This window comes from Nonomuraea sp. NPDC051941, assembly GCF_044593615.1.
In genome coordinates this window covers 1-18,919 of the sequence record NZ_JBIUCF010000094.1, presented here as the reverse complement: position 1 = coordinate 18,919, position 18,919 = coordinate 1, and the positions used below count along the sequence as shown (strand labels likewise).

The 18,919-nt window shown below is 68.5% G+C and carries 21 protein-coding genes; 11 read left to right on the top strand and 10 right to left on the bottom strand.

The annotated features are described in order from the left end of the window. The first annotated feature begins 114 nt into the window (after positions 1 to 114). Positions 115 to 1,083 (top strand): hypothetical protein, encoded by a 969-nt coding sequence (locus tag ACIHFD_RS65535; RefSeq protein WP_397375565.1) that lies wholly within the window; start codon positions 115 to 117, stop codon positions 1,081 to 1,083. 126 nt (positions 1,084 to 1,209) lie between these two features. Beyond that, a complete protein-coding gene (locus tag ACIHFD_RS65530; protein ID WP_397375564.1) occupies positions 1,210 to 3,180 on the top strand; it encodes a cytochrome c oxidase assembly protein in 1,971 nt (656 codons plus the stop codon). 346 nt (positions 3,181 to 3,526) lie between these two features. Here the strand turns inward: ACIHFD_RS65530 and ACIHFD_RS65525 are convergent, their stop codons facing one another. Continuing rightward, entirely contained in the window at positions 3,527 to 3,946 is a 420-nt protein-coding gene (locus tag ACIHFD_RS65525) for a hypothetical protein (protein WP_397375563.1), read from the bottom strand. Between the two features lie 305 nt (positions 3,947 to 4,251). Between ACIHFD_RS65525 and ACIHFD_RS65520 the strand changes: the two genes are divergently transcribed. Further along, complete coding sequence (locus ACIHFD_RS65520; protein ID WP_397375562.1) at positions 4,252 to 5,583, top strand: sensor histidine kinase; 1,332 nt, start codon at positions 4,252 to 4,254, stop codon at positions 5,581 to 5,583. A 6-nt stretch (positions 5,584 to 5,589) separates the two neighbouring features. Here ACIHFD_RS65520 and ACIHFD_RS65515 read toward each other — a convergent pair whose 3' ends face one another. From ACIHFD_RS65515 to ACIHFD_RS65505, 3 genes are all read right to left on the bottom strand, one after another. Next, the gene (locus ACIHFD_RS65515) at positions 5,590 to 6,438 is read right to left on the bottom strand and encodes a F510_1955 family glycosylhydrolase (protein ID WP_397375561.1); all 849 of its coding nucleotides are present in this window, start codon (positions 6,436 to 6,438) and stop codon (positions 5,590 to 5,592) included. A 13-nt stretch (positions 6,439 to 6,451) separates the two neighbouring features. Further along, a complete protein-coding gene (locus tag ACIHFD_RS65510; RefSeq protein WP_397375560.1) occupies positions 6,452 to 7,987 on the bottom strand; it encodes a multicopper oxidase family protein in 1,536 nt (511 codons plus the stop codon). 66 nt (positions 7,988 to 8,053) lie between these two features. Further along, positions 8,054 to 8,446 (bottom strand): hypothetical protein, encoded by a 393-nt coding sequence (locus ACIHFD_RS65505; protein WP_397375559.1) that lies wholly within the window; start codon positions 8,444 to 8,446, stop codon positions 8,054 to 8,056. Between the two features lie 232 nt (positions 8,447 to 8,678). Between ACIHFD_RS65505 and ACIHFD_RS65500 the strand changes: the two genes are divergently transcribed. The 4 genes from ACIHFD_RS65500 to ACIHFD_RS65485 all read left to right on the top strand — a co-directional run bounded on the left by ACIHFD_RS65500 (position 8,679) and on the right by ACIHFD_RS65485 (position 11,560). Then, positions 8,679 to 8,840: a hypothetical protein gene (locus tag ACIHFD_RS65500; protein ID WP_397375558.1), complete on the top strand. Its 162-nt coding sequence runs from the start codon at positions 8,679 to 8,681 to the stop codon at positions 8,838 to 8,840. Positions 8,841 to 8,940: 100 nt separating this feature from the next. Further along, positions 8,941 to 10,167 (top strand): S1C family serine protease, encoded by a 1,227-nt coding sequence (locus tag ACIHFD_RS65495; protein WP_397375557.1) that lies wholly within the window; start codon positions 8,941 to 8,943, stop codon positions 10,165 to 10,167. Positions 10,168 to 10,551: 384 nt separating this feature from the next. Further along, on the top strand, positions 10,552 to 10,968 hold the full coding sequence (locus ACIHFD_RS65490; protein WP_397375556.1) for a DsbA family protein: 417 nt from the start codon (positions 10,552 to 10,554) through the stop codon (positions 10,966 to 10,968). Next, on the top strand, positions 10,949 to 11,560 hold the full coding sequence (locus tag ACIHFD_RS65485; protein ID WP_397375555.1) for a vitamin K epoxide reductase family protein: 612 nt from the start codon (positions 10,949 to 10,951) through the stop codon (positions 11,558 to 11,560). The genes ACIHFD_RS65490 and ACIHFD_RS65485 overlap by 20 nt, the downstream gene beginning before the upstream one ends. Positions 11,561 to 11,592: 32 nt before the next feature. Here ACIHFD_RS65485 and ACIHFD_RS65480 read toward each other — a convergent pair whose 3' ends face one another. The 3 genes from ACIHFD_RS65480 to ACIHFD_RS65470 all read right to left on the bottom strand — a co-directional run bounded on the left by ACIHFD_RS65480 (position 11,593) and on the right by ACIHFD_RS65470 (position 14,503). Next, a complete protein-coding gene (locus ACIHFD_RS65480; RefSeq protein ID WP_397375554.1) occupies positions 11,593 to 12,162 on the bottom strand; it encodes a hypothetical protein in 570 nt (189 codons plus the stop codon). Positions 12,163 to 12,584: 422 nt separating this feature from the next. After that, positions 12,585 to 13,439: an NAD(P)H-binding protein gene (locus ACIHFD_RS65475; protein WP_397375553.1), complete on the bottom strand. Its 855-nt coding sequence runs from the start codon at positions 13,437 to 13,439 to the stop codon at positions 12,585 to 12,587. Beyond that, the gene (locus ACIHFD_RS65470) at positions 13,436 to 14,503 is read right to left on the bottom strand and encodes an NADP-dependent oxidoreductase (protein ID WP_397375552.1); all 1,068 of its coding nucleotides are present in this window, start codon (positions 14,501 to 14,503) and stop codon (positions 13,436 to 13,438) included. Before ACIHFD_RS65470 ends, ACIHFD_RS65475 begins: the two co-directional genes overlap by 4 nt. Before the next feature lie 55 nt (positions 14,504 to 14,558). On the opposite strand from ACIHFD_RS65470, the gene ACIHFD_RS65465 reads away from it, so the two are divergent. Then, positions 14,559 to 14,996, top strand: coding sequence for a MarR family winged helix-turn-helix transcriptional regulator (locus tag ACIHFD_RS65465; protein WP_397375551.1), 438 nt, complete (start codon positions 14,559 to 14,561; stop codon positions 14,994 to 14,996). Positions 14,997 to 15,177: 181 nt separating this feature from the next. Here the strand turns inward: ACIHFD_RS65465 and ACIHFD_RS65460 are convergent, their stop codons facing one another. The 3 genes from ACIHFD_RS65460 to ACIHFD_RS65450 are packed head-to-tail and all read right to left on the bottom strand — an operon-like array spanning position 15,178 to position 16,802. Then, positions 15,178 to 15,504: a DUF6069 family protein gene (locus ACIHFD_RS65460; RefSeq protein ID WP_397375574.1), complete on the bottom strand. Its 327-nt coding sequence runs from the start codon at positions 15,502 to 15,504 to the stop codon at positions 15,178 to 15,180. Positions 15,505 to 15,525: 21 nt separating this feature from the next. After that, the gene (locus tag ACIHFD_RS65455; RefSeq protein WP_397375550.1) at positions 15,526 to 15,783 is read right to left on the bottom strand and encodes a hypothetical protein; all 258 of its coding nucleotides are present in this window, start codon (positions 15,781 to 15,783) and stop codon (positions 15,526 to 15,528) included. 5 nt (positions 15,784 to 15,788) lie between these two features. Further along, positions 15,789 to 16,802: an RNA polymerase subunit sigma-70 gene (locus tag ACIHFD_RS65450; protein ID WP_397375549.1), complete on the bottom strand. Its 1,014-nt coding sequence runs from the start codon at positions 16,800 to 16,802 to the stop codon at positions 15,789 to 15,791. A gap of 392 nt (positions 16,803 to 17,194) precedes the next feature. On the opposite strand from ACIHFD_RS65450, the gene ACIHFD_RS65445 reads away from it, so the two are divergent. The 3 genes from ACIHFD_RS65445 (at position 17,195) to ACIHFD_RS65435 (ending at position 18,812) form a co-directional block, all read left to right on the top strand. Further along, positions 17,195 to 17,473 (top strand): hypothetical protein, encoded by a 279-nt coding sequence (locus ACIHFD_RS65445; protein ID WP_397375548.1) that lies wholly within the window; start codon positions 17,195 to 17,197, stop codon positions 17,471 to 17,473. 61 nt (positions 17,474 to 17,534) lie between these two features. Continuing rightward, positions 17,535 to 18,638 carry a hypothetical protein gene (locus ACIHFD_RS65440; RefSeq protein WP_397375547.1) on the top strand — a complete coding sequence of 368 codons (1,104 nt, stop codon included), beginning with the start codon at positions 17,535 to 17,537 and terminating at the stop codon, positions 18,636 to 18,638. Positions 18,639 to 18,656: 18 nt separating this feature from the next. Then, positions 18,657 to 18,812, top strand: a complete 156-nt coding sequence (locus ACIHFD_RS65435; protein ID WP_355192567.1) for a hypothetical protein — start codon at positions 18,657 to 18,659, stop codon at positions 18,810 to 18,812. Positions 18,813 to 18,919: the final 107 nt, after the last annotated feature.

The window sequence follows — 18,919 nt, the reverse complement described above, 5'->3', positions numbered from 1 at the left end:
CGTCTTCGCCGCCGGTGGTTCAAGTACGAAGGAATCGTCCCCTGAGCACCGGTTCGCCCCATAGACTCCCCCATACTTCTACGGAGCATAGAAGAAGCTGGAGAGGGAGCAGGCGTGACGGCTGGATGGCTGAGGGTCGCATATGGCACGGTCACCTCGTTCCTCGCTGTCGCCACGCTCGCCATGCTCCCGGCGCACGCGGAGCCCAAGCCCACCGCCGAGCAACTACGCAAGCAGCTGAGCCGGCTCCAGAAGGACTTCGATCGCGCCGCCGCCGGCTACAACGCCAACCTGGCCGCCCTGGCCGCCGCCCGGCGCGCGGAGAAGGAGGCCGCGACCCGACTGAAGACCGCACAAAGCGACTATGACGCCACCCGCGAGCAGCTCGCCGAACTGGTGGCGCTCGCCTACCAGAGTCCGCAGGTGAGCCAGAGCGTCCCGATGGGCGCCCAGGAACCGCACGCAGCCCTGCATGCGGCCGCGGTCCTGCAGGTGCAGGTGCAGAACCAGCAGGCGATCATCAGCCGGTACGCCACCGCCCGCGACGCTCGCCGACGCGCCGAGGAGGCCGCCACCGCGAGAACGCGTGAGCTGCGCGATCGTGGAACCCGGCTGCGCGCGGAACGACAGAAGGCCGACAAACTCATCGCCCAGATCACCGACCGGATCGACCGTCTCATGGTCGCGCCGGGAGTGCGCAGGTCCGACGGCAGCTGGGTGCCGGAGCTGCCGTCGGGCGCCGACAACATCACCCCTCGCACCCGGATGGTGCGAGATCAGGTGAAACGCCGGTTCACGTTGCCCAGCATCGGGTGTTTCCGCTCGCTTCAGGACGGTGGCGAGCATCCGCAGGGACGCGCCTGCGACTTCATGATCACGCGAGGCGGCACGTGGCCCTCCCCCGCCCAGTCGGCTCAGGGCGATGCCCTGGCGGCATGGGCGATCAAGAACGCCTCCCGCCTGGGCATCAAGTACGTGATCTACAAGCGGCGCATCTGGCAGGGCTCCAGCTGGAGAAGCATGTCCGACCGCGGCGGCATCACCGCCAACCACCAGGACCACGTGCACATCTCGATGCGATAGCGAACTCTTACAGCCTCTGTATTCGACATGCGATAGAAGTTCTACTTGACGTAGAAGTTTGCAGGTGCGGCGTGGAGTCGCGCCCTCGGCCTCCGGCCGAACATCCCTGCCTCAAGGAGTACTCGTTTGACCGCGCGCATATCCCGGCTGCTCCTCGCCGCGACGGCCATCGCCGGGGCCGCCCTGGCCGCCGGCCTGGTGGTGGGCGGCGCCGCCACCACTGTCGAGATCGCCGGACTCCCCGACGCCGGAACCGTCACGCGCTGGGGACTGCCGCTCGCCAGGCTCGGCGCCGACCTGTCCGCCGTGACGACGGTGGGTCTGCTGCTCATGGCAACCGTCCTGCTCCCCTCCGCCAAGGGACTGCTGTCCCCCGAGGCACGGGGATACGCGCGCATGGCGTCGTGGGCCGCCCTGTCCTGGGCCGGGATGACCGCGCTGACCATGCTGTTCACGCTGTCGGATCTCCTGGCGGTGCCCGCCACGGGGCTGAGCGGCACAGTGATCGTCAGCTTCGTCACCACCATCCCGCAGGGCACCATGCTGCTGCTGGTGCTGATCCTGTCGGGCTGCGTCGCGGGATACGCCAGAGGGGTGGTGAGCGCGCATGGCACCGCCGGACTGCTCGCCGTCGCGCTGTTGACGCTGCTTCCGCCCGTACTGACCGGCCACTCGGCCAGCTCCCCCAACCACTCGATGGCGATCACCGGGCTGGGGCTGCACCTGGTGGCTCTGGCGTTGTGGGTCGGCGGCCTGGCCGCGGTCACCGTGCACGCCCTGCGCGGCGGGGCCGATCTGGCGCTCGCCGCGGGACGGTTCTCCCGCCTGGCGCTGTGGTGCCTGGCAGGGGTGGCGGTCAGCGGCGTGGCCGGCGCCGCGGCCCGCCTCACCGAGATCGGGCAGCTGTTCTCCTCTTCGTACGGCCTGCTCATCCTGGCCAAGGCGGCCACCCTGGTCATCCTCGGAGGGGTCGGATGGCTGCACCGCCGCCACACACTGGCAGCCCTGAGCGCCGGCCGGCCACGGGCCTTCATCCGGCTCGCGGCCGGTGAGGTCGTGGTCATGGCCGCCGCCATCGGGCTGGCGGTGGCCCTGTCGCGGACCTCGCCGCCGCCCACCTTGCTGCCCGTCGACCTGGTTCGCGACCTGCTGGGATACGCGATGCCGCCCGAGCTCACCACGGCCCGCCTGGCCTCGCTGTGGCGCCTGGACCTCTTCTTCGCCCTACTGACCTTCGCCGCCGCCGCAGGATACGCGGCGGGGGTCGTCCGGCTGCGCCGCCGAGGCGACTCCTGGCCCCTGGGACGCTCGATCGCCTGGGCTGTCGGGCTCGTTCTCATCGTCGTTCTCACGCAGAGCGGGATCGCCACGTACGCGCCCGTGCTCTTCAGCATGCACATGATCCAGCACATGGGCCTGGCCATGCTGGCGCCGATCTTCCTGGTCCTGGGCGCGCCGGTGACACTGGCCCTCAGAGCGCTGAGACCGGCCGCCCGGCGCGGCGACCGCGGCCCACGCGAGTGGATCGTCTCGGCGCTGCACAGCCGCGTCGCCGAGATCGTCTCGCACCCGGCATTCGCGTTGGTCGTCTTCGTCAGCGGCTCGTACGCGCTGTACTACACCTCGCTCTTCGAGACCGCCATGCGCCAGCCGGTCGGCCACATCCTCATGAACACGCACTTCCTGCTGTCCGGCACGCTGTTCTTCTGGGTGATCATCGGAGTGGACCCGGCGCCGCGCCGCCTGCCATACGTCGCCAAGCTCGGCACGCTCATGATGACCATGCCCTTCCACGCGTTCTTCGGCATCTCGATGATGATGATGGGCAAGTCGATCGCCTCGTCCTGGTACGACCAGCTGACCCGCCCCTGGGGAGCGAGCGTGCTGCAGGACCAGAGCGTCGCCGGGGGCATGGCATGGGCGTTCGGCGAGATCCCCACCATGATCGTGGTCATCACCATCGCCGCCCAGTGGGCGCTCAGCGACCACCGCCGATCCAGACGGCTGGACCGCCATGCCGACCGCCGCGGGGAGGCCGAGCTGGCCGCCTACAACGACTACCTGGCCGGGCTGAACAGGCGTTCCCAGGAACGGTGAGCCGAAGATGACGACCAACGTGAAGATCGCCCTCGCCATCGGCGCCGTCGTGACCCTGATCGTGATCATGGTGGCAACCGTGATCGCGATGTTCGGCTGAGCCGCAACCGGAAATCGCCCTGCTGTTCAACCTGGTCGGCGTCAACATGGCGTCGCGGGCCCCGCCGCCGCATCCAAGCCTGAAAGTGAGAAATCCCTTGTTCGAGATCGTGTCCGCCCTCACGCCTCCCCTCGTGGTCGGCGGAGCATTCATCGCCGGCGTCGTCTCCTTGGTGCGCTCCGAAAGCCGCGCCAGGTCCGCCTGACGTGGCTGTACCGGCGCCCGCCGAAATGAGCGCGGCCGGTCTCAGGCACCGGACGGGGTGGCGCCGCGGCCTGTCCGCAGTTCGCCGCCCAAGGTCTTGCGCAACGTCTCCAGAACGGCCGGCGCGGCCGAGACGACCCAGCGGCGTCCGACGAGGTGGGAGCCGCCGTACATCTGCGCGTAGTCCAGCCAGTCCCGCCTGCCCTGCTCTGTTGTGAAGCTGGTGACCACGTAGTTGCCGTCAGCCGTCCTGCACACCCCCTCGCGCAACTCGGCCGCCTTGGTCCGCATGGCAGGCTCGCACCCGACCTTCGCGGCGAGTTCCTCGGCACTCAGGGCGGCCTCCTGATAAAGGCCGGACGTAGGGCTCGCCGCAGCCTCGGTCCGGGCCGCCGAACCGCACCCGGCGACCAGAACGAGCGCGGCCAGAGCGCCGATGACACCTCGCGATGGACCTGACATGGCGAACCCTCCCACAAGCGATCGATGAGAGGTACGCCCGGCACCATGCCCGCAGTTCAGTCAGGAGCAAGGATTATCTACACAACATAGAAGCTCCTTTGGGCGTCAGCACAATCTCGATCCTGGGACGACCAAATGCACGAAGCGCCCTTTTCCTGGAACCTTCCCCACCAAACGGTCATCCGGCATATGCAAAGATTAATGGTCATTATTGTTGCGAATCCCCTCTCCGGGTACGTGTCACAGATAGTGACACGGGGGATCGGATGGCGGCACGACTGTTTCCGCGCTCGATCCGAGCGCGCGTGACCACGCTCGCGATCTTGATAGCAGCGCTGGTCTGCACCGTCACGTCCACCATCACCCTCGCCACCGTGCCGCCCTACCTGCGCGAACTCGTCCATACCAGGGTGGAACTGGCCGTACACAAGGTCGCCGACCAAACCCGAGCCAGCCGCCTTCCGGCGAAGCTGGAAACGCCGTCCCACGTGCATCTCCTGCAGGTGGTCTCCGAGGACGGCAAGGTGCTTGCCGCCTCCTCCGATGCGCACGCGGCCTCGCCCGTGATGACCGTCCAGGCGGACAAGCGCGAGAAGATCCACATCGCCGAGCGTCGGCTGGCGCCCGTCCACGGGGAGGACGGGGGTGAGTACCTCGTGATAGCCAGGCCTGTGCACATGCCGCAGGGTCGTGCCACGGTGTACGGTGCGGCCTCGCTCGCCGAGGTCAACCGGGCACTGGCGTGGCTTCACGCGCTGGTGTTCCTGGGCACGCCGCTGGCGCTGGTGATCGTCGGCGCGACGACGCGGGCGGTGGTCGGGCTCGCCCTGCGCCCGGTCGAGCGCATCCGCGCGGAGCTGACCGAGATCACCGGCCAGGACCTCAGCAGGCGCGTACCCGTACCCGACACCAGCGACGAGATCGCCGACCTGGCTGCCGCCACGAACCATACGCTCGACCGCCTCGAACGCTCCGCCGAGTCCCAGCGCCGCTTCGTGGCCGACGCCTCTCACGAGCTGCGCAGCCCTCTCTCATCCCTGCACACCCAACTGGAGGTCGCCAGCGCCTACCCGGACGAAACAGACTGGCGGGCCACGGGCACGCAGGCCCTGGCCGCCGCCGACCGCCTCACCGGCATCATCGACGAGCTCATGATGCTGGCCCGGCTGGATGCCCACGCGGTCGTGCAGCGCCGCGTGGTGGACATGTGCCGGGTGGCCCAAGAGCAGGTGCGTCGCCGAGAAGGCTCCAGAGCCCCCATCGCCATCAACCCATGCAGGCCTGCCCCGGTGTACGGCTCGCCGATCCAGCTCGACCGCATGCTGACGAACCTCCTGGACAACGCCACCCGGCACGCCGCCACCAGGATCGACCTCTCGGTCGAGGTGGCGGACGGCAAGGTGATCGTCACCGTGGCGGACGACGGCGACGGCATCCCACCGCAGGACAGAGAGCGGATCTTCGAACGCTTCACCCGCCTGGACGACGCACGGGCCAAGGACAAGGAGGGCAGCGGCCTCGGCCTGTCCCTGTCCCGCGAGATCGCCATAGCTCACCGTGGCAGCCTCGCCGTCGCCGACCACTGGCCCGGCGCCCGGTTCGTAGCCATCCTGCCGCTGTACGAGGGAGAGCCGTAGCCTCACTCAGGGCTGGTGGACGGTCGTGAAGTCCTTGCCTCCGTTCATTGACTCGTAGACCGTGCCGTCCATGGCGGCGGCCAGGAGACGCTCGGCGGATACGGCGGTGAAGGCGACGGCCTGCATGGGCAGGCGCCCGGCCGGCTGCCAGGTCGCTCCTCGGTCGGCGCTGACCTGCACCTGGCCGCCCGGGTCAACGCCGACCAGCCGATCCTTACCGACCACGTCCAGGAACGACAGCAGCGGGGCTCCCTTCAGCGCTTCGAAGGACCTGCCGGAGTCGCCGCTGACCTGCACGCCATCGGGCGTCGTGGCGTACAGGCGATCGGGCGCGTCGGCGCCGGCTGCGAGGTCGAGCAGGTCAAGCCGGGCGGCCGGCTTGAGGTCGGCCCCCTGCCCGCGCCAGATCTGGCCGGTCTGGCTGTCGTACCCGTAGGCCGTCTTCCCCGCGACCTGCAGGGCGTGGAAGTCGGCCTTGCCCGCCAGCGCCACCTGCTCCCAGGTGAGACCGGAGTCGGTGGAGCGGATCAGCCCGAGGTGCGGCGGCTCGCCGGCGGTGACGTCATCCGCGGCGGGGTGCCCGCTGGCGTAGAAGGTCTTCGGGCCGGCGACCGTGAAACCCATGTGGTCGGCGTCCCGGTCCCCCACCCTGACCAGCTTCCCGTTCTCCAGGGTGAACAGGCCGAAGTGGCCCGCGACGTAGGTCTTGCCGGTCGCGGGGTCCACCCCCAGGCCGTGAACGTGCCCGACCCCCACGTCGGAGGGCTGGGCGGAAGGGGTGGCGGCCGGTTCGCCGGCACCGCACGCCGTCAGACCGATGGCCAGGGCAAGCGCCAGTCCCAGTTTCTTGATCATCGCGCGTGTCCTTTCAGGCCTGGTAGCCGAGCAGGCTCATCATCCCGGCCTCGGCGTGGTAGACGTTGTGGCAGTGGATCATCCACAGGCCGGGGTTGTCGGCGTCGAAGTCGACGTCGAGGGTCGCGCCCGGGAGCACGATCGCGGTGTCCTTCCTGAGGCCGGTCCGCGCCAGGGCGAAGGTGTGGCCGTGTAGGTGCATGGGGTGCCACATCAGGCTCTGGTTGACGAACGTCAGCCTGACCCGCTCCCCGGCCCTGATCGGCTCGATGACCTTCGGGTCGTATTTCCTGCCGTTGATGGCCCAGTCGTACTTGGCCATGCTTCCGGTGAGGTTCAGGGTGATCGTCCGGTCTGCGGCCCGCTGCGGCAGCCGTACGTCCTGCGCGGGTTTCAGCTGGTCATAGCCGACGATGCGGCTGTTCAGCTCGTCAGGCCGGGCATCGGCCTGCGGGGTTCCGGCGCTCTTCGCGGTGCGAACCAGGGCACGGGCCAGGCCCCGCTTGCCTTCCGCCAGCGCGACCAGGGGAAAGGCGCCGTCCTTGAGGGTGACCAGCACGTCGTAGCGTTCGCCCATGCCGAGCAGCAGCGCGTCGGTCTCCACCGGCTCCACCGGGAAGCCGTCGGCGTGGGTGACGGTCAGCCGGTGGCCGCCCAGCGCCACCCGGAACGCGGTGTCGCCACTCGCGTTGATCAACCTGATGCGCACCCGGGCACCCGGCTTGGCGGTGAACGTCTCCGGAGCAGCGGCCACCCGCCCGTTGATCAGGAAATGCGGGTAGTAGACGTCGCCGGCGTCTCCGCCGAGCAGGTCGCTCTCGGCGTTCATCATCATGTGCGGCCACTTCGCCGACGCGGTCGGCGTAGGCGTGGGCGTGGGCATGGCCATGCCGCCGTGGCCGTCGTGTCCGCCGCCGGTCGTCATGCCCGCCATCGCGGTCAGCTCCGCCAGCACGTCGTCAGGGGTGCCGGTCACGCCGTCCATCCAGTCATCCAGGACGACGACCCATTCCTCGTCGTAGCCGAGCGGCTCGGCCGGGTCCTCGACGATCAGCGGCGCGTAAAGGCCGCGGTCGAGCTGCGTGCCATGGTGCGGATGGAACCAGTAGGTCCCCGGATGGGCGGCGGTGAACTCGTAGAGGTGCTCGCCGCCGGACGGAACGGGCTGTTGGGTCACGCCCGGCACGCCGTCGGCGTCGTTGCGCAACGCCAGGCCGTGCCAGTGCACGGTCGTCTCCTTCGGCAGCCGGTTGACGAGCCTGGCCCGGACCACCTCCCCCTTGGCGACGCGGATCACCTGGCCAGGCAGGCGATCGCCGTACAGCCAGGTCCGCACGGTCGGCCCGCCGAGGTCGGCTCGCCCCTCATGGGCGAGGAGCCGAAACTCCCGTACGGAGCCACGGCGCCGGGCGGCTTCGGCGGCCCGCACCTGCGCCCCACCAGGTTGGACAAAAGCGGTGCTCTCGCTCGACGAGCACGCTGACAACACGGCTCCTCCCACGGCGGCCACGCCGGCACGCAGGAAGAACCGTCGATCGATGGATGTCATGAATCGCTCACGGTTCGAAACGGACGGGGATCCTTGACGCCGGGCTCAGCCCGACCCAGAGGACTCCTATGTCCGCAGAACCGCTACGCGTCGGAGGGAGAGCGCGTACGACAGCGGCGACCCGCGCACCGCGGGCAGTTCCCTCGGGCGATGCGTACCCCAGCCGCCGATGGCATTCGGCCGGCCGAGGCCGAACAGGGCCAGCACGAACACGACGACCACTGCGGCCAGCGCAACCAGGCACAACACAACAGGACCGTGATCGGCGCCGACGGACGACGCGTGGCCTGCGCTCATGCCAGGATGATCGTCACCCGGCGCGGAGGCGCAGGCGCCGGCCGCGGTATGGGAGGCCGCGCAGAAGTGCCCGGTGGCGTAACTGAGCCCGACGCCCAGCAGCACGGCGGCCACGAGCACAAGTTTCGGCAGCACCGCGGCGAGCGCGTTTCTCCCGCTCATGACTCATCCCACCGGACAGACACGGCCCCACCTTACCGGCGCAGGGCATCGCCCCATTTCTGGCCTCGGGGGAAGACGCCGGCGACGGCGTCGGCCCGCCCGGATCCGACACCCGCGCGGCGGCCACCACCCGGCGCGCCGCCACCAGCACCGGTCGAAGGGCTGAGCGGCCGGTGCCATCGACGGTGTACGCGACGTCCACGACCTGCACCTGTGGACCCTCACCTCCGGCATGAACGTCGCCACCGCCCACCTCGTCACCGCCGACCAGAACGGCAACCATGCCGTCCTGGACCAGGCCCGTGACGTGCTGCTGCGCCGCCATGGCGTCGCCCACGCCACCCTCCAGGTCGAACCCGCCAACCACACCGGCTGCGACGAACTCGGCTGGTAACCGGCTACCGAGGCTCTGTCTCACCTGGATCATCGGCTTAACCGCCTCTTATGCGGCTCCTGACACCCTTCGAGAGCATCGGGACTCAAGGAGATGACGGATGAACGTGAGCGAGCCCCATCAGCAGGGGACCGGCGGGTGGAGTCAGTTCGGCAGTGCACCGCCGGTGGCCGGGGGCTTCCCCCGACGTGACACGATCGTCATGGAGCAGCCGCCACCGCCGCCGCCTCCCGTGAATGAGCCCGGTTTCGGTGTCAGTCGAAGGGCCGTCGCCGCGCTGGCCTTGGCCGCCATGGCCATCGGCGGCGGCGTTGTGGGCGCCGTCGTCGCCAACGCGTTCCGGCCCGAGCCGGTGGCCACCGCCGGCGCGCCGAGCCCTGTCTTCAAGTCGGCCGCCGACCAGCTCACGGTGGCCGAGGTCGCGGCCAAGGTGCAGCCGACCGTCGTGATGATCCAGGGCCAGAGCGGCGAGGGCTCCGGCGTGGTGCTGTCGCCGGACGGGCTCATCCTCACCAACAACCACGTGGTCGAAGGGGCCGGCCAGGGCGGCGGGCAGATGACCGTCAAGTTCAGCGACGGCAAGACAGCCAAGGCCAGCGTGGTCGGCACCGACCCGGCCACCGACCTCGCCGTCATCAGGGCCGCAGGCGTCTCCGGGCTCGCCAAGGCCACCCTCGGCGACAGCGGCGCGGTCAAGGTCGGCGACCCGGTGCTGGCCATCGGAAGCCCGCTCGGGCTGGACGGATCGGTTACGGCGGGCATCGTCAGCGCGCTCGACCGTACCCTCACCACCGGTCCTGACCAGCGGCAGCAGATCCCGCCGGGCTTGGGCCAGGAGCAGCAGCAGAGCGCTGGGACCACGATCGGCGGCGCCATCCAGACCGACGCCGCCATCAACCCCGGCAACTCCGGCGGCGCGCTGGTGAACGCCACCGGCGAGCTGATCGGCATCAACACCGCGATCGCCTCGAACGCCGCGGGCGGCGGCGTCGGCTTCGCCATCCCGGTCAACACCGCCAAGCAGGTCTCCGAGCAGCTCATCAGCAGCGGCAAGGTCAGCCACGCGTTCCTCGGCGTGAGCGTCACCGACGCGACAGGCGACGTTCCCGGCGCCCTGATCGGGCAGATCACCGCGGGGAGCCCGGCGGACAAGGCGGGCCTGAAGCAGGGAGACCTGATCACCAAGATCGGCGATACGACGGTTGACGCAGGGGAGACAGTGGTGGGGCAGGTGAGAGGTTTCAAACCGGGCCAACAGGTCAAGATCACGTACATGAGGGACGGCAAACTCAACGAGGTCACCGTCACCCTCCAAGAGAAGAAGTAGCGGCACTCCCCTGCCCGTCGGACCTTGTCCATCAGGAGAAGGTCTGACCTCATCTTGCGCCCCATACCACCAGACTCTCGTCCATAAGGTCGTGAGCCGACCGCAGCGGACGCCGCCCGACCATCAAGCTTCCATCACCGTCGAAGCCCCGGCTGACGCCGAAAGCGATTTATGTCGAGAGTATCCCCGCGTCTTCTACACTGCGTAGAATTTCGGCCGCCCCGGGCCGATCAGATGTGGTTGGGAGGAGTTGCAGGTGTCGCGAGAGCAAGAGCGGACCGAGACCCGGCGCGCCAAGGTAGAGGCGGTCCGGGAGGAGGGTAGACGGCAGGACGCTCGCCACCGCAGTTCCTCGATTTCGAGTGTGAGGCGTACTTCCCGACCGTGGAGGAGATCCGGAAGCAGTACGCCGGGAAGGTCACCTTCGTGGCGCGATACTTCCCGATCGCCAGTCACTTCAACGCCGAACGGGCCGCCCGCGCGGTCGAGGCGGCCGCGCAGCAGGGCAAGTTCGAGCCCATGTACCAGCAGATGTACGAGACCCAGAGCCAGTGGGCTGAGAAGAAGGTGGCGGCCGATCCTTTCTTCCGCCAGCTCGCCCAGCGCCTGGGATTGGACATGGCAGCCTGGGACAAGGCCTACGACGACCCGGCCACGCTGGCCCGGGTGAAGAAGGACGCAGCCGACGGGCAGGCACTGGGAGTCCAGGGCACCCCCACGTTCTTCCTGAACGAGAAGAAGATCGAACCGCGCTCATCCGACGAGTTCAAGGCGGCCATCGATGCTGCACTCGCCAAGTAAGCTCGACGAGCCGCGGGCGGCCACCGATCCGTTCCCCCGGCTCCTTCCTCGGCTTCTGCTGGTCGGCGGCTTGATCGGGTTCGTAGCGTCGTTCGTGCTGACGGTCGAGAAGATCGCGCTGTTGAAGAACCCGGCCTACGTGCCCAGCTGCAGCATCAACCCGGTCCTGTCCTGCGGCTCGATCATGCGTACGCCGCAGGCAGAGCTGTTCGGCTTTCCCAACCCGCTGCTGGGCATAGCCGGGTTCGCCCTTGTCACCGCCGTGGGGGCGGCGCTCCTGGCGGGTGCACGTCCACGCCGCTGGTTCTGGCTCGGGCTGCAGGCGGGCGTGACCGCCGGGGCGGTTTTCATCCACTGGTTGATCTTCCAGAGCCTCTACGTCATCGGCGCGCTCTGCCCGTACTGCATGGTTGTCTGGGCGGTGACCATGCCGATCTTCTGGTACGTCAGCTTGCACAACCTCAGTGGCGCGTCGAGCGGGCCGAGGCGCAAGCTGACTGAATATCACACGGTGACTCTTACGGTCTGGTACCTGGCCATCCTCACGTTGATCGGGATCCGGTTCTGGTCGTACTGGAGCAGTCTGCTGTAGTCGTCTCGGTGACGGCCGGAGAGATACGGCAGTCAGCCCTGTATGTACGTCTCCCAGACCATCTCGGGCGTGAAGCGATTGTCGCTGCAGTCCTTGAGTCTGAGGAACTCCGGATTTCCCGTCGTGCTCTTGCTCAGACACATCGGGTGGGCCGGGGCGTTGGCGCGGGAGCGGAAGGCGTACTTGTTGGGGCCCATCGGGATGGCCATCCAGACGGTGTTGCCACTGCACGGCCCCAGGCCCGCCGCGGTGCCTCCGCCGTCCTGCATGCGCCCGCCGCCGAACAGGATGCATCGTCCCGTCAGTTTGTTCTCGAGTTTGACCTCGCCAATTTTTCCGGTTCTGGGAAATCTCACCTTCCATAGCTGCGAATCCTTGGCGAACGTGCTCGCGTTCAACCGGACCAATCCAGTGATCTTGCCGTCGGGGGCCCATTGCACGTCCATGGCGCGCAGGGCGAAGGGAGCGGTCTTGTCCTTCGTGGTGCCCCGGAGATGGAACCATCCGGCGGGCATGGCGTTGGCGGGCGTCGCCGTGAGAGGAACGAGTCCTGCCGCCAGAATCGCGGCGCCGATCAGAGCGGTGAATTTCGCGCGACGCATGGGAGTCTCCTCGCACCAGTGGTCGAGTGGGGCACGCCTTGTGTATGGCGGATCGCTTTCATGCCGGCTGATGGCGGCTTGCGATCGGCCTTGTCAGTAGACGGTGCGGCCGACACGGACCGCGACCTTGGGCGGCCAGCGGCCCAGACCCCGCGAGACCGGCGCGCCTGACCAGGCCCGCGGTGCAGGGACGCGCCGGCCCCCTGCGCCTCAACGGCCTTCCCTTCGTCTCGCGGCGCGAGGGGGGCCGTTGTCGTGTCCCCTGAGGCCGCCTGATCACGACGAGCCCGTTGTCAGGCGCCGAGTTCTTGGTGCCGTAGGTCATGCCTCCTGACACGGCTCAGCATCGACACGTTCCCCAATTCCAAGAGCTGGGTCGCGCTGAAATGCCTGACGGATCACCAGTCCCGGCCAGCACGCGACTATGGGACCGGCATCGGGCTTGTCCTCCATTCGTCGAGGTGGGCATCGATGAACTCGCGTATCGACGTGGGCTCACGTCCGGTGATCTGCTTCACGGCCCCCGCGACCTCGCCGAAGCCGCCGTGTCGGACACGGCGGTAGAGGTCGTCGAGAATGCCCGCTGTCCAGGGGTCGAGGCCGTGGAGGGTCGCCTGCGGGGCGGGGTCCTCGGCGCGGATCTGATGGCCGAGCCGCGCGGAGAGCTCCTGCGCGACGGACGCGACCGGCACCGGCTCCGGACCGGTGATCGTGTACGCCTGGTCGTGGTGCTCCTCCGGCGCGCTGAGGACGGCCACGGCGACGTCCGCGATGTCGCGTGCGTCCACCCACGCGATCGGGGCACCCCCCGAGGGCAGGCTCAGGACGTGGTCGTCCCGTATGGCGTCGCGGTAGAACCGAGGGTCGGTCAGGACCTGGTGGAACCAGGACGGACGGAGCAGTGTCCAGGAAGCGGCCCGGGTGACGACCGCGTCCTCGACCCGGCGCGCCCAGTGGTCCGGCGAGAGGGTTTCGGCTCCCTGCTCGGACAGGAGGACGACGTGCGCGTCCGGGTTCACCTCGATCAGGCCGGCGACGAGTTCGGGGGCGGCGGGGAGGTCGGGGCGCATCAGGTAGATCGCGTCCACGGCTGTGGCCGCCTCGCGCCAGGTCGCCTGGTCATGCCAGTCGAACCGGACCGGATCGGTCCCGGTGGCCGGCATCCTGGCGGGCTGCGTCGACCCGGCGCGGACGAGGATCCCGGAGCGGCGTAGCCGGGCGGTCACCTCGCGTCCTGTCTTGCCTCGGGCTCCGGTCACCAGCACTGCACGGGTCATGCCTGCTCCTCGATCCGGACGACGGCCTTACCGATCGTGGGTGCTCCGCCGTGCAGCAGGCCCAGCAGGGCTTCGGGCACTCGCTCGATGCCGTCCAGCACCGTCTGCCGGTGGACGATCTCACCCGAGCGCACCCAGGAACCCACCTCGGCGCGGAAGGCGGGCATCTGGTCCTGGTGGTCGGTGACCAGGAAGCCGCGCGCGGTCGCCCGTTTGGTGACCAGCTGGTACAGGTTCCGCAGGCCGTGCGGCTCCCGGCCGTCGTACTGGCTGGCCATCCCGCACAGGGCCAGCCGGGCGCCAACCCGCAGCTGGTCGATCGCGGCCTCCAGCTGGGCACCGCCGACGTTGTCGAAGACCACGTCGATGCCGTCCGGCGCGGCCTGTGCAAGGTGCTCACCGGCCGCACCGTCGTGATAGTCGAAGGCGGTGTCGAAACCGAGGTCGTCCACCAGATGGCGTACCTTGGCGGACGATCCCGCGCTGCCGATCACCCGCTTGGCTCCCCGCAGCCTGGCGATCTGACCGGCGATGCTCCCGACCGCCCCGGCCGCTCCCGTGACGAACACCGTGTCGCCGGATCGCACCGACGCCACCTGGGTGATGCCCAGCCATGCGGTCAGGCCCGTCACGCCGAGCACACCGAGATAGGTTTCGGCGGGCAGATCGCCGGTGTCGATCGGGACGACCCCGGCCGCATCGATCACGGTGGCCTCGCGCAGCCCCAGGAAGTGCTCGACCACCTGGCCCGGCTTGACGCCGTCCGCGCGGGACTCGACGACCACACCGACGGCTCCCCCTTCCAGCGGCGCGTTCAGCGGGAACGGAGGGATGTAGGACGGGCGGTCGTCCATCCGGCCACGCATGTACGGGTCCACCGACAGGTGTGTGTTGCGTACCAGGACCTGGTCGGGCCCCAATTCGGGAATCTGGGCTTCGACCAGCGCGAAGTCGTCTGCTGACGCCTGCGCTTGCGGTCGTCGTGTCAGGTGCCACGCCCGGGCCCGTCCCCTGCTGGTGACCGTCATCGGAATGCCCTTCCGGTAGATACTTGATTCACTCAAGCATCTACCCTGACATACATACTTGATTGCATCAAGTTCTTGGTAGAGTGGCCCCATGGCCGTACCCACGGGGCCCGTCACCCCCTCGACCGATGCCGAACGGGCGATGTTCGACTTCGTCGATGCCTACGACCGCGCCTACGAAACCGCCGCCCTGGAGCACGGGCTGAGCGTGGCGCAGGCCTGTGTGCTCGGGCGGCTCACCCGGCAGATCGGGATGCGGGAACTGGCCGACGAACTCGGCTGCGACGCATCCAACATCACCCAGATCATCAGCAGGCTCGAGGCGCGCGATCTCGTCCGCCGGCACCCCCACCCCGACGACCGCCGCTCCCGGCAGATCGTCCGAACCCCCGACGGAACCGCCCTCTACGCCGCCTTCGAGGAGTCCTTCGAGTTCGCCCGGTCCGCCACCGCCAATCTGAGCTCCCGCGAACAGGACCAACTGGCCACCCTGCTCCGCAAGGCCCTCAACGGAACAGCCAAACCGTGAGTGGTGCCGCCGAAACCGGCACATCGGCAAGGGACTGAAGATCCCGTCCCGGGAGAAGCCGACCGTTGAGAACGAACGCTGGGCAGTCAGCCTCGAGACCGCCACCGCTTGGACTCAGGCTAGGGGGCAACCGGGCTCGATATGCGGCGGAACCCCCATTTGACGGCGCAGTGATGGTCGATCATGAACGCGTCAGCGTCCTTGAAGTACGTCTTGGAGCTCTGCCCCGGCTGCAGCCACCGGAGGCGATACCTCCTCTTCTTGTCGTCCCACGTCCGCCAAGGCGCTCGCGCCGCGCGTTGTCCCGTTGCGGGATCAACGAGATCGCGGTCAGCGACACTGCCGTCCACACGAACCGCTCGGCGGGACGAGCGCTCCAACGAAACAGAGCAACGGCAATGACGACGCCCACGACCGAGAAGAAGCCGGTGCCGGCGAGCCCGCGGAGTCGGTGGGTGTGGCTGGTCTGGCCCGATGCCGGGCCTGCGACGTCCCCGGTGTCATTCATGCTGTTCATGCCGTTCCTCCATCATTCGGTAACTGGCGTGACGGTCCTGGTCCCGGGGATGACGATGCGCACCCTCGCCGTGCGACGGCCGGGGTTCCGCAGGGCGCGGACGCCGGTGCCGCGGAGCCAGAACCCGGCGCCGCGTCCGAGGACCGGCCCGGGCTCGCCGTCGCGCAGCTCCAGCTGCACCCGCCCGCGGGTGACGACGCCGAACGCGTCGTACCACTCCTCCGCGACCACCGCGACACGCGCGCCGCCGCGCAGCGCGAGCGTCCACACCGGGACTACTCCGTGCCGTCCGCCGGCAGGCGCTCCGGCAGCCCGAGCCGCGGGAACCGGTCGTCGTGGAACGTGACGATCTCGGTGATCGCCCCGCCGGTGACGCGCAGGACGTCGATCGTCAGCGGCAGGTACGCGCCCTCCCGCTTCCGCCAGAGGTAGAAGGCGACGGCGGGCTGCCGGTTCACGGAGGTGAGGACGGCGCGCAGGTGCTTCATGCCCTCGAAGCCGCTCTCGACCCAGTCGTTCACCACCGCGTCGCGGCCGACGTACAGGCCCGGCGTGGGCGGCATCGAGCAGCGGACGTCGTCCCGCAGCAGCGCGGCGAGCCCGTCGATGTCCGTGGCCACGCTGGCGTCGGTATAGCGGCGCACCAGCTCGCGCGTCCCGGCGTCCTCCTCACCGCCGGTCCAGTCCTGCCGCTCGGCGGGCAGGTGCTCCCGCATGCCGGCGCGGGCCCGCTGCAGCGCGCTGTTCACGGAGTTGACGGAGTCCCCGAGGAGCTCCGCGACGTCCTTCGCCGGCCAGCCGAGCACGTCCCGCAGGATCAGCACGGCCCGCGGGCGCGGCGCGAGGTGCTGGACTGCGACCAGGTACGCCAGCTCGATCGTCTCCCGCGCGACGGCGACGGTCTCCGGTTCGTCCGCGTCACCCGCGGGCAGCTCGTCGAGCAGCCGGTCCGGGTAGGGCTGCAGCCACGGCACCTCGCCGCCGGCCGCAGGCTCCGGGCGGCACTTGGCGAGCAGATCCAGGCAGGCGTTGGTGGCGATCCGGTACAGCCAGGCCCGGAACGTCGACCGCCCCTCGAAGGTCTCCCGCCGCCGCCAGGCACGGAGGAACGTCTCCTGCACGGTGTCCTCGGCGTCCTCGAACGACCCGAGCATCCGGTAGCAGTGCACGTGCAGCTCCCGCCGGTGCCGCTCCGCCAGCCCCGAGAACGCCGGCTCGTCGACCTCGCCCAGCCCGCTCACACCCAGCCCGCTCACGCCCAGCTCCTCCAGCCGCGTGTCCGCACTCATCACGTCATCCTTCCGCCTCGTCGTGTCCCGTCGTAGGTGTGACGGGTACGAGCGCGACAACTCATCACTTGGGTCGGTCGGCATCGCTGATCCGGTGGCGGAGCACGACGGCCGGCACGGCGAGGAGGGCGCGGGGCCGCCGGAGTGGGCGCGGGTGCGAGCCCCACCGCACATCACGATCGATTCAGGCCTGCCAGATCGCAAAAGATCCGGGTCAAACCATAAGCAATATCGCACAATATTTACGATCCCCTGAAAATAGGAGCGTCCAATCCAAACCCGGCATGGGCAACTAACAAGTCTAAGTGGATAACAGAAAATCCTCTTGTCAGCCAATCGACGACATTGCTATGGTCAGTAGTCGGAGACGAACCGCGACCTTCGGGAATCACATGGCCGATTCTGTTATTCGCCGGACCATGGGCTGGGAGTTGGAACGCTTCGCCGATCTGACGGGCGCCTTCATATTCGTTCGCAAACCCGTCGCGACACTGATCGTCGACAGATTCAAGCTCTATTTGCTGGAGATCTGCGACGGCCAGACCGTGGCGGCGACGGCGCAGCGCGTTTCTCACATCATGCCCGCAGTGAACATCGATCAGTGCATTACTCTGGTGAACGAGCAACTACGCCAACTCGCGGCCCACGATCTGATTTCCCTGGAAGGGTAATACCGTGTCGTCGACCCCAGTGCGTCAATCGGCCGTTGAGGCGGAGACAACGGTTTCGGAGGTGGAGAGCCACCTGGGCACAGGAATGTTCGGCGATGGCGACAACGCCGACCAGACGGCCGACGTTTATTACCGAGGGCTTGGCAGACTGTGCGCCGATGTGATGCAGATCGATCGGGAGGCGCTCAACGCCTGTGCAGCCCCTCAGCTTGAGGCCCTGCGCCGGGGTGCTCTGGATCTCGCGCTCCGCGAATTCCAAGCCGGGCGGAAGGAAGCCGCTCACGCGGCCATCAACGATTTCCTGACCATCGCAAGCGGCAGCGGCGGGCAGCTCACCGCCGACGAGTCGCGGTCCAGGCATCTCCGTCCTCGCGTATGCCGCGCCATGCGGGGCACGTGCGCCGGCGAGGAGGTCCTGTCCCGCTGGAACGCGCAAACCGTCGCGGACGGCGAAAACCTTCTGGTGGAAGCCGTTGAGGTCGGAGACGACCTGGAGCGGGCCGCTGACCACGCGATGGACCTGCTCGCCGAAGCTCTGCCGGTGGTCGCTCCCGACGTCCTGCGGTGCGCCTACGGTCTCGTGCCGCTCACCGGAGCGATCATCAGCGGGCACTTCGCCCAGACGCCCAAGCTGATTTTCGTCAATGTGTCCGCGCTGCGGAATGTCTACGATGCCGCCGAGTCGATCTTGCATGAATCGCTCCACCAGAAGCTCTTCGACATCGGGCTTGCCCGCACGATCTTCCGGCCAGGCTACGTGGACGCGGAGAGTCACACCATTCCCATCCCCTGGAGCGGGGACGAACTGAGAGTCCGCCAGTTCAGCGCCGATCGCGCCATCAGCGCCTACCACGTGTACGTGCACCAAACCCTGCTCTACCTGGCGTTGCTGACCCGCCGTCGCTCTTATGCCGAACCGGACCCGGAGATTCTGCACAGAACCGCGGTCGCATGGGCGCGGGCGCGTGAGTTCAGGCGAGGCCTGCACGGCGATGGCGCCCGGACCGAACTCGGCGAGGACGGGCTGGCCTTCCTCCACTGGCTGGACAGGGCGCACGACGCTCTCGGAGCTGTCGTTCTGCCCGACGGCTCCGCGCTTGCCGGCCATGAAGGGAGTTACGCCTCGTCCGCTTACAGACGACCCGCGGCGTCCGCCACGGGTTAGCCAAGAAAGGGGAGCCAAATGAATGCGATTGAGCTGCTCGAACGGGATCTGGCCGACTTGTTCGCCGATGTGGAATCGCTCGACATCCGGGAGACCCCCGTAGTCGGCACCGAGATCCGTGAGATCCGCGACGACCTCACGATCCTGGCGATGAACAAGCCGAAGACCAACTGACTCCTTCCGGGGGGGGGGGGGGGGGGGGGGGGGGGGGGGGGGGGGGGGGGGGGGGGGTGGGTGTGGGGGGGGGGGTGTTTTTGTTTTTTTTGTTTTTTTTTGGAGCT

What these genes read in the sequence shown, in the direction of transcription:
- ACIHFD_RS65525 (WP_397375563.1), bottom strand. Translation starts at nt 3,946, where the DNA reads ATGTCAGGTCCATCGCGAGGTGTCATCGGCGCTCTGGCCGCGCTCGTT.
- ACIHFD_RS65515 (WP_397375561.1), bottom strand. Translation starts at nt 6,438, where the DNA reads ATGATCAAGAAACTGGGACTGGCGCTTGCCCTGGCCATCGGTCTGACG.
- ACIHFD_RS65510 (WP_397375560.1), bottom strand. Translation starts at nt 7,987, where the DNA reads ATGACATCCATCGATCGACGGTTCTTCCTGCGTGCCGGCGTGGCCGCC.
- ACIHFD_RS65505 (WP_397375559.1), bottom strand. Translation starts at nt 8,446, where the DNA reads ATGAGCGGGAGAAACGCGCTCGCCGCGGTGCTGCCGAAACTTGTGCTC.
- ACIHFD_RS65500 (WP_397375558.1), top strand. Translation starts at nt 8,679, where the DNA reads ATGAACGTCGCCACCGCCCACCTCGTCACCGCCGACCAGAACGGCAAC.
- ACIHFD_RS65495 (WP_397375557.1), top strand. Translation starts at nt 8,941, where the DNA reads ATGAACGTGAGCGAGCCCCATCAGCAGGGGACCGGCGGGTGGAGTCAG.
- ACIHFD_RS65485 (WP_397375555.1), top strand. Translation starts at nt 10,949, where the DNA reads ATGCTGCACTCGCCAAGTAAGCTCGACGAGCCGCGGGCGGCCACCGAT.
- ACIHFD_RS65480 (WP_397375554.1), bottom strand. Translation starts at nt 12,162, where the DNA reads ATGCGTCGCGCGAAATTCACCGCTCTGATCGGCGCCGCGATTCTGGCG.
- ACIHFD_RS65475 (WP_397375553.1), bottom strand. Translation starts at nt 13,439, where the DNA reads ATGACCCGTGCAGTGCTGGTGACCGGAGCCCGAGGCAAGACAGGACGC.
- ACIHFD_RS65465 (WP_397375551.1), top strand. Translation starts at nt 14,559, where the DNA reads ATGGCCGTACCCACGGGGCCCGTCACCCCCTCGACCGATGCCGAACGG.
- ACIHFD_RS65460 (WP_397375574.1), bottom strand. Translation starts at nt 15,504, where the DNA reads ATGAATGACACCGGGGACGTCGCAGGCCCGGCATCGGGCCAGACCAGC.
- ACIHFD_RS65450 (WP_397375549.1), bottom strand. Translation starts at nt 16,802, where the DNA reads ATGAGTGCGGACACGCGGCTGGAGGAGCTGGGCGTGAGCGGGCTGGGT.
- ACIHFD_RS65445 (WP_397375548.1), top strand. Translation starts at nt 17,195, where the DNA reads ATGGCCGATTCTGTTATTCGCCGGACCATGGGCTGGGAGTTGGAACGC.
- ACIHFD_RS65435 (WP_355192567.1), top strand. Translation starts at nt 18,657, where the DNA reads ATGAATGCGATTGAGCTGCTCGAACGGGATCTGGCCGACTTGTTCGCC.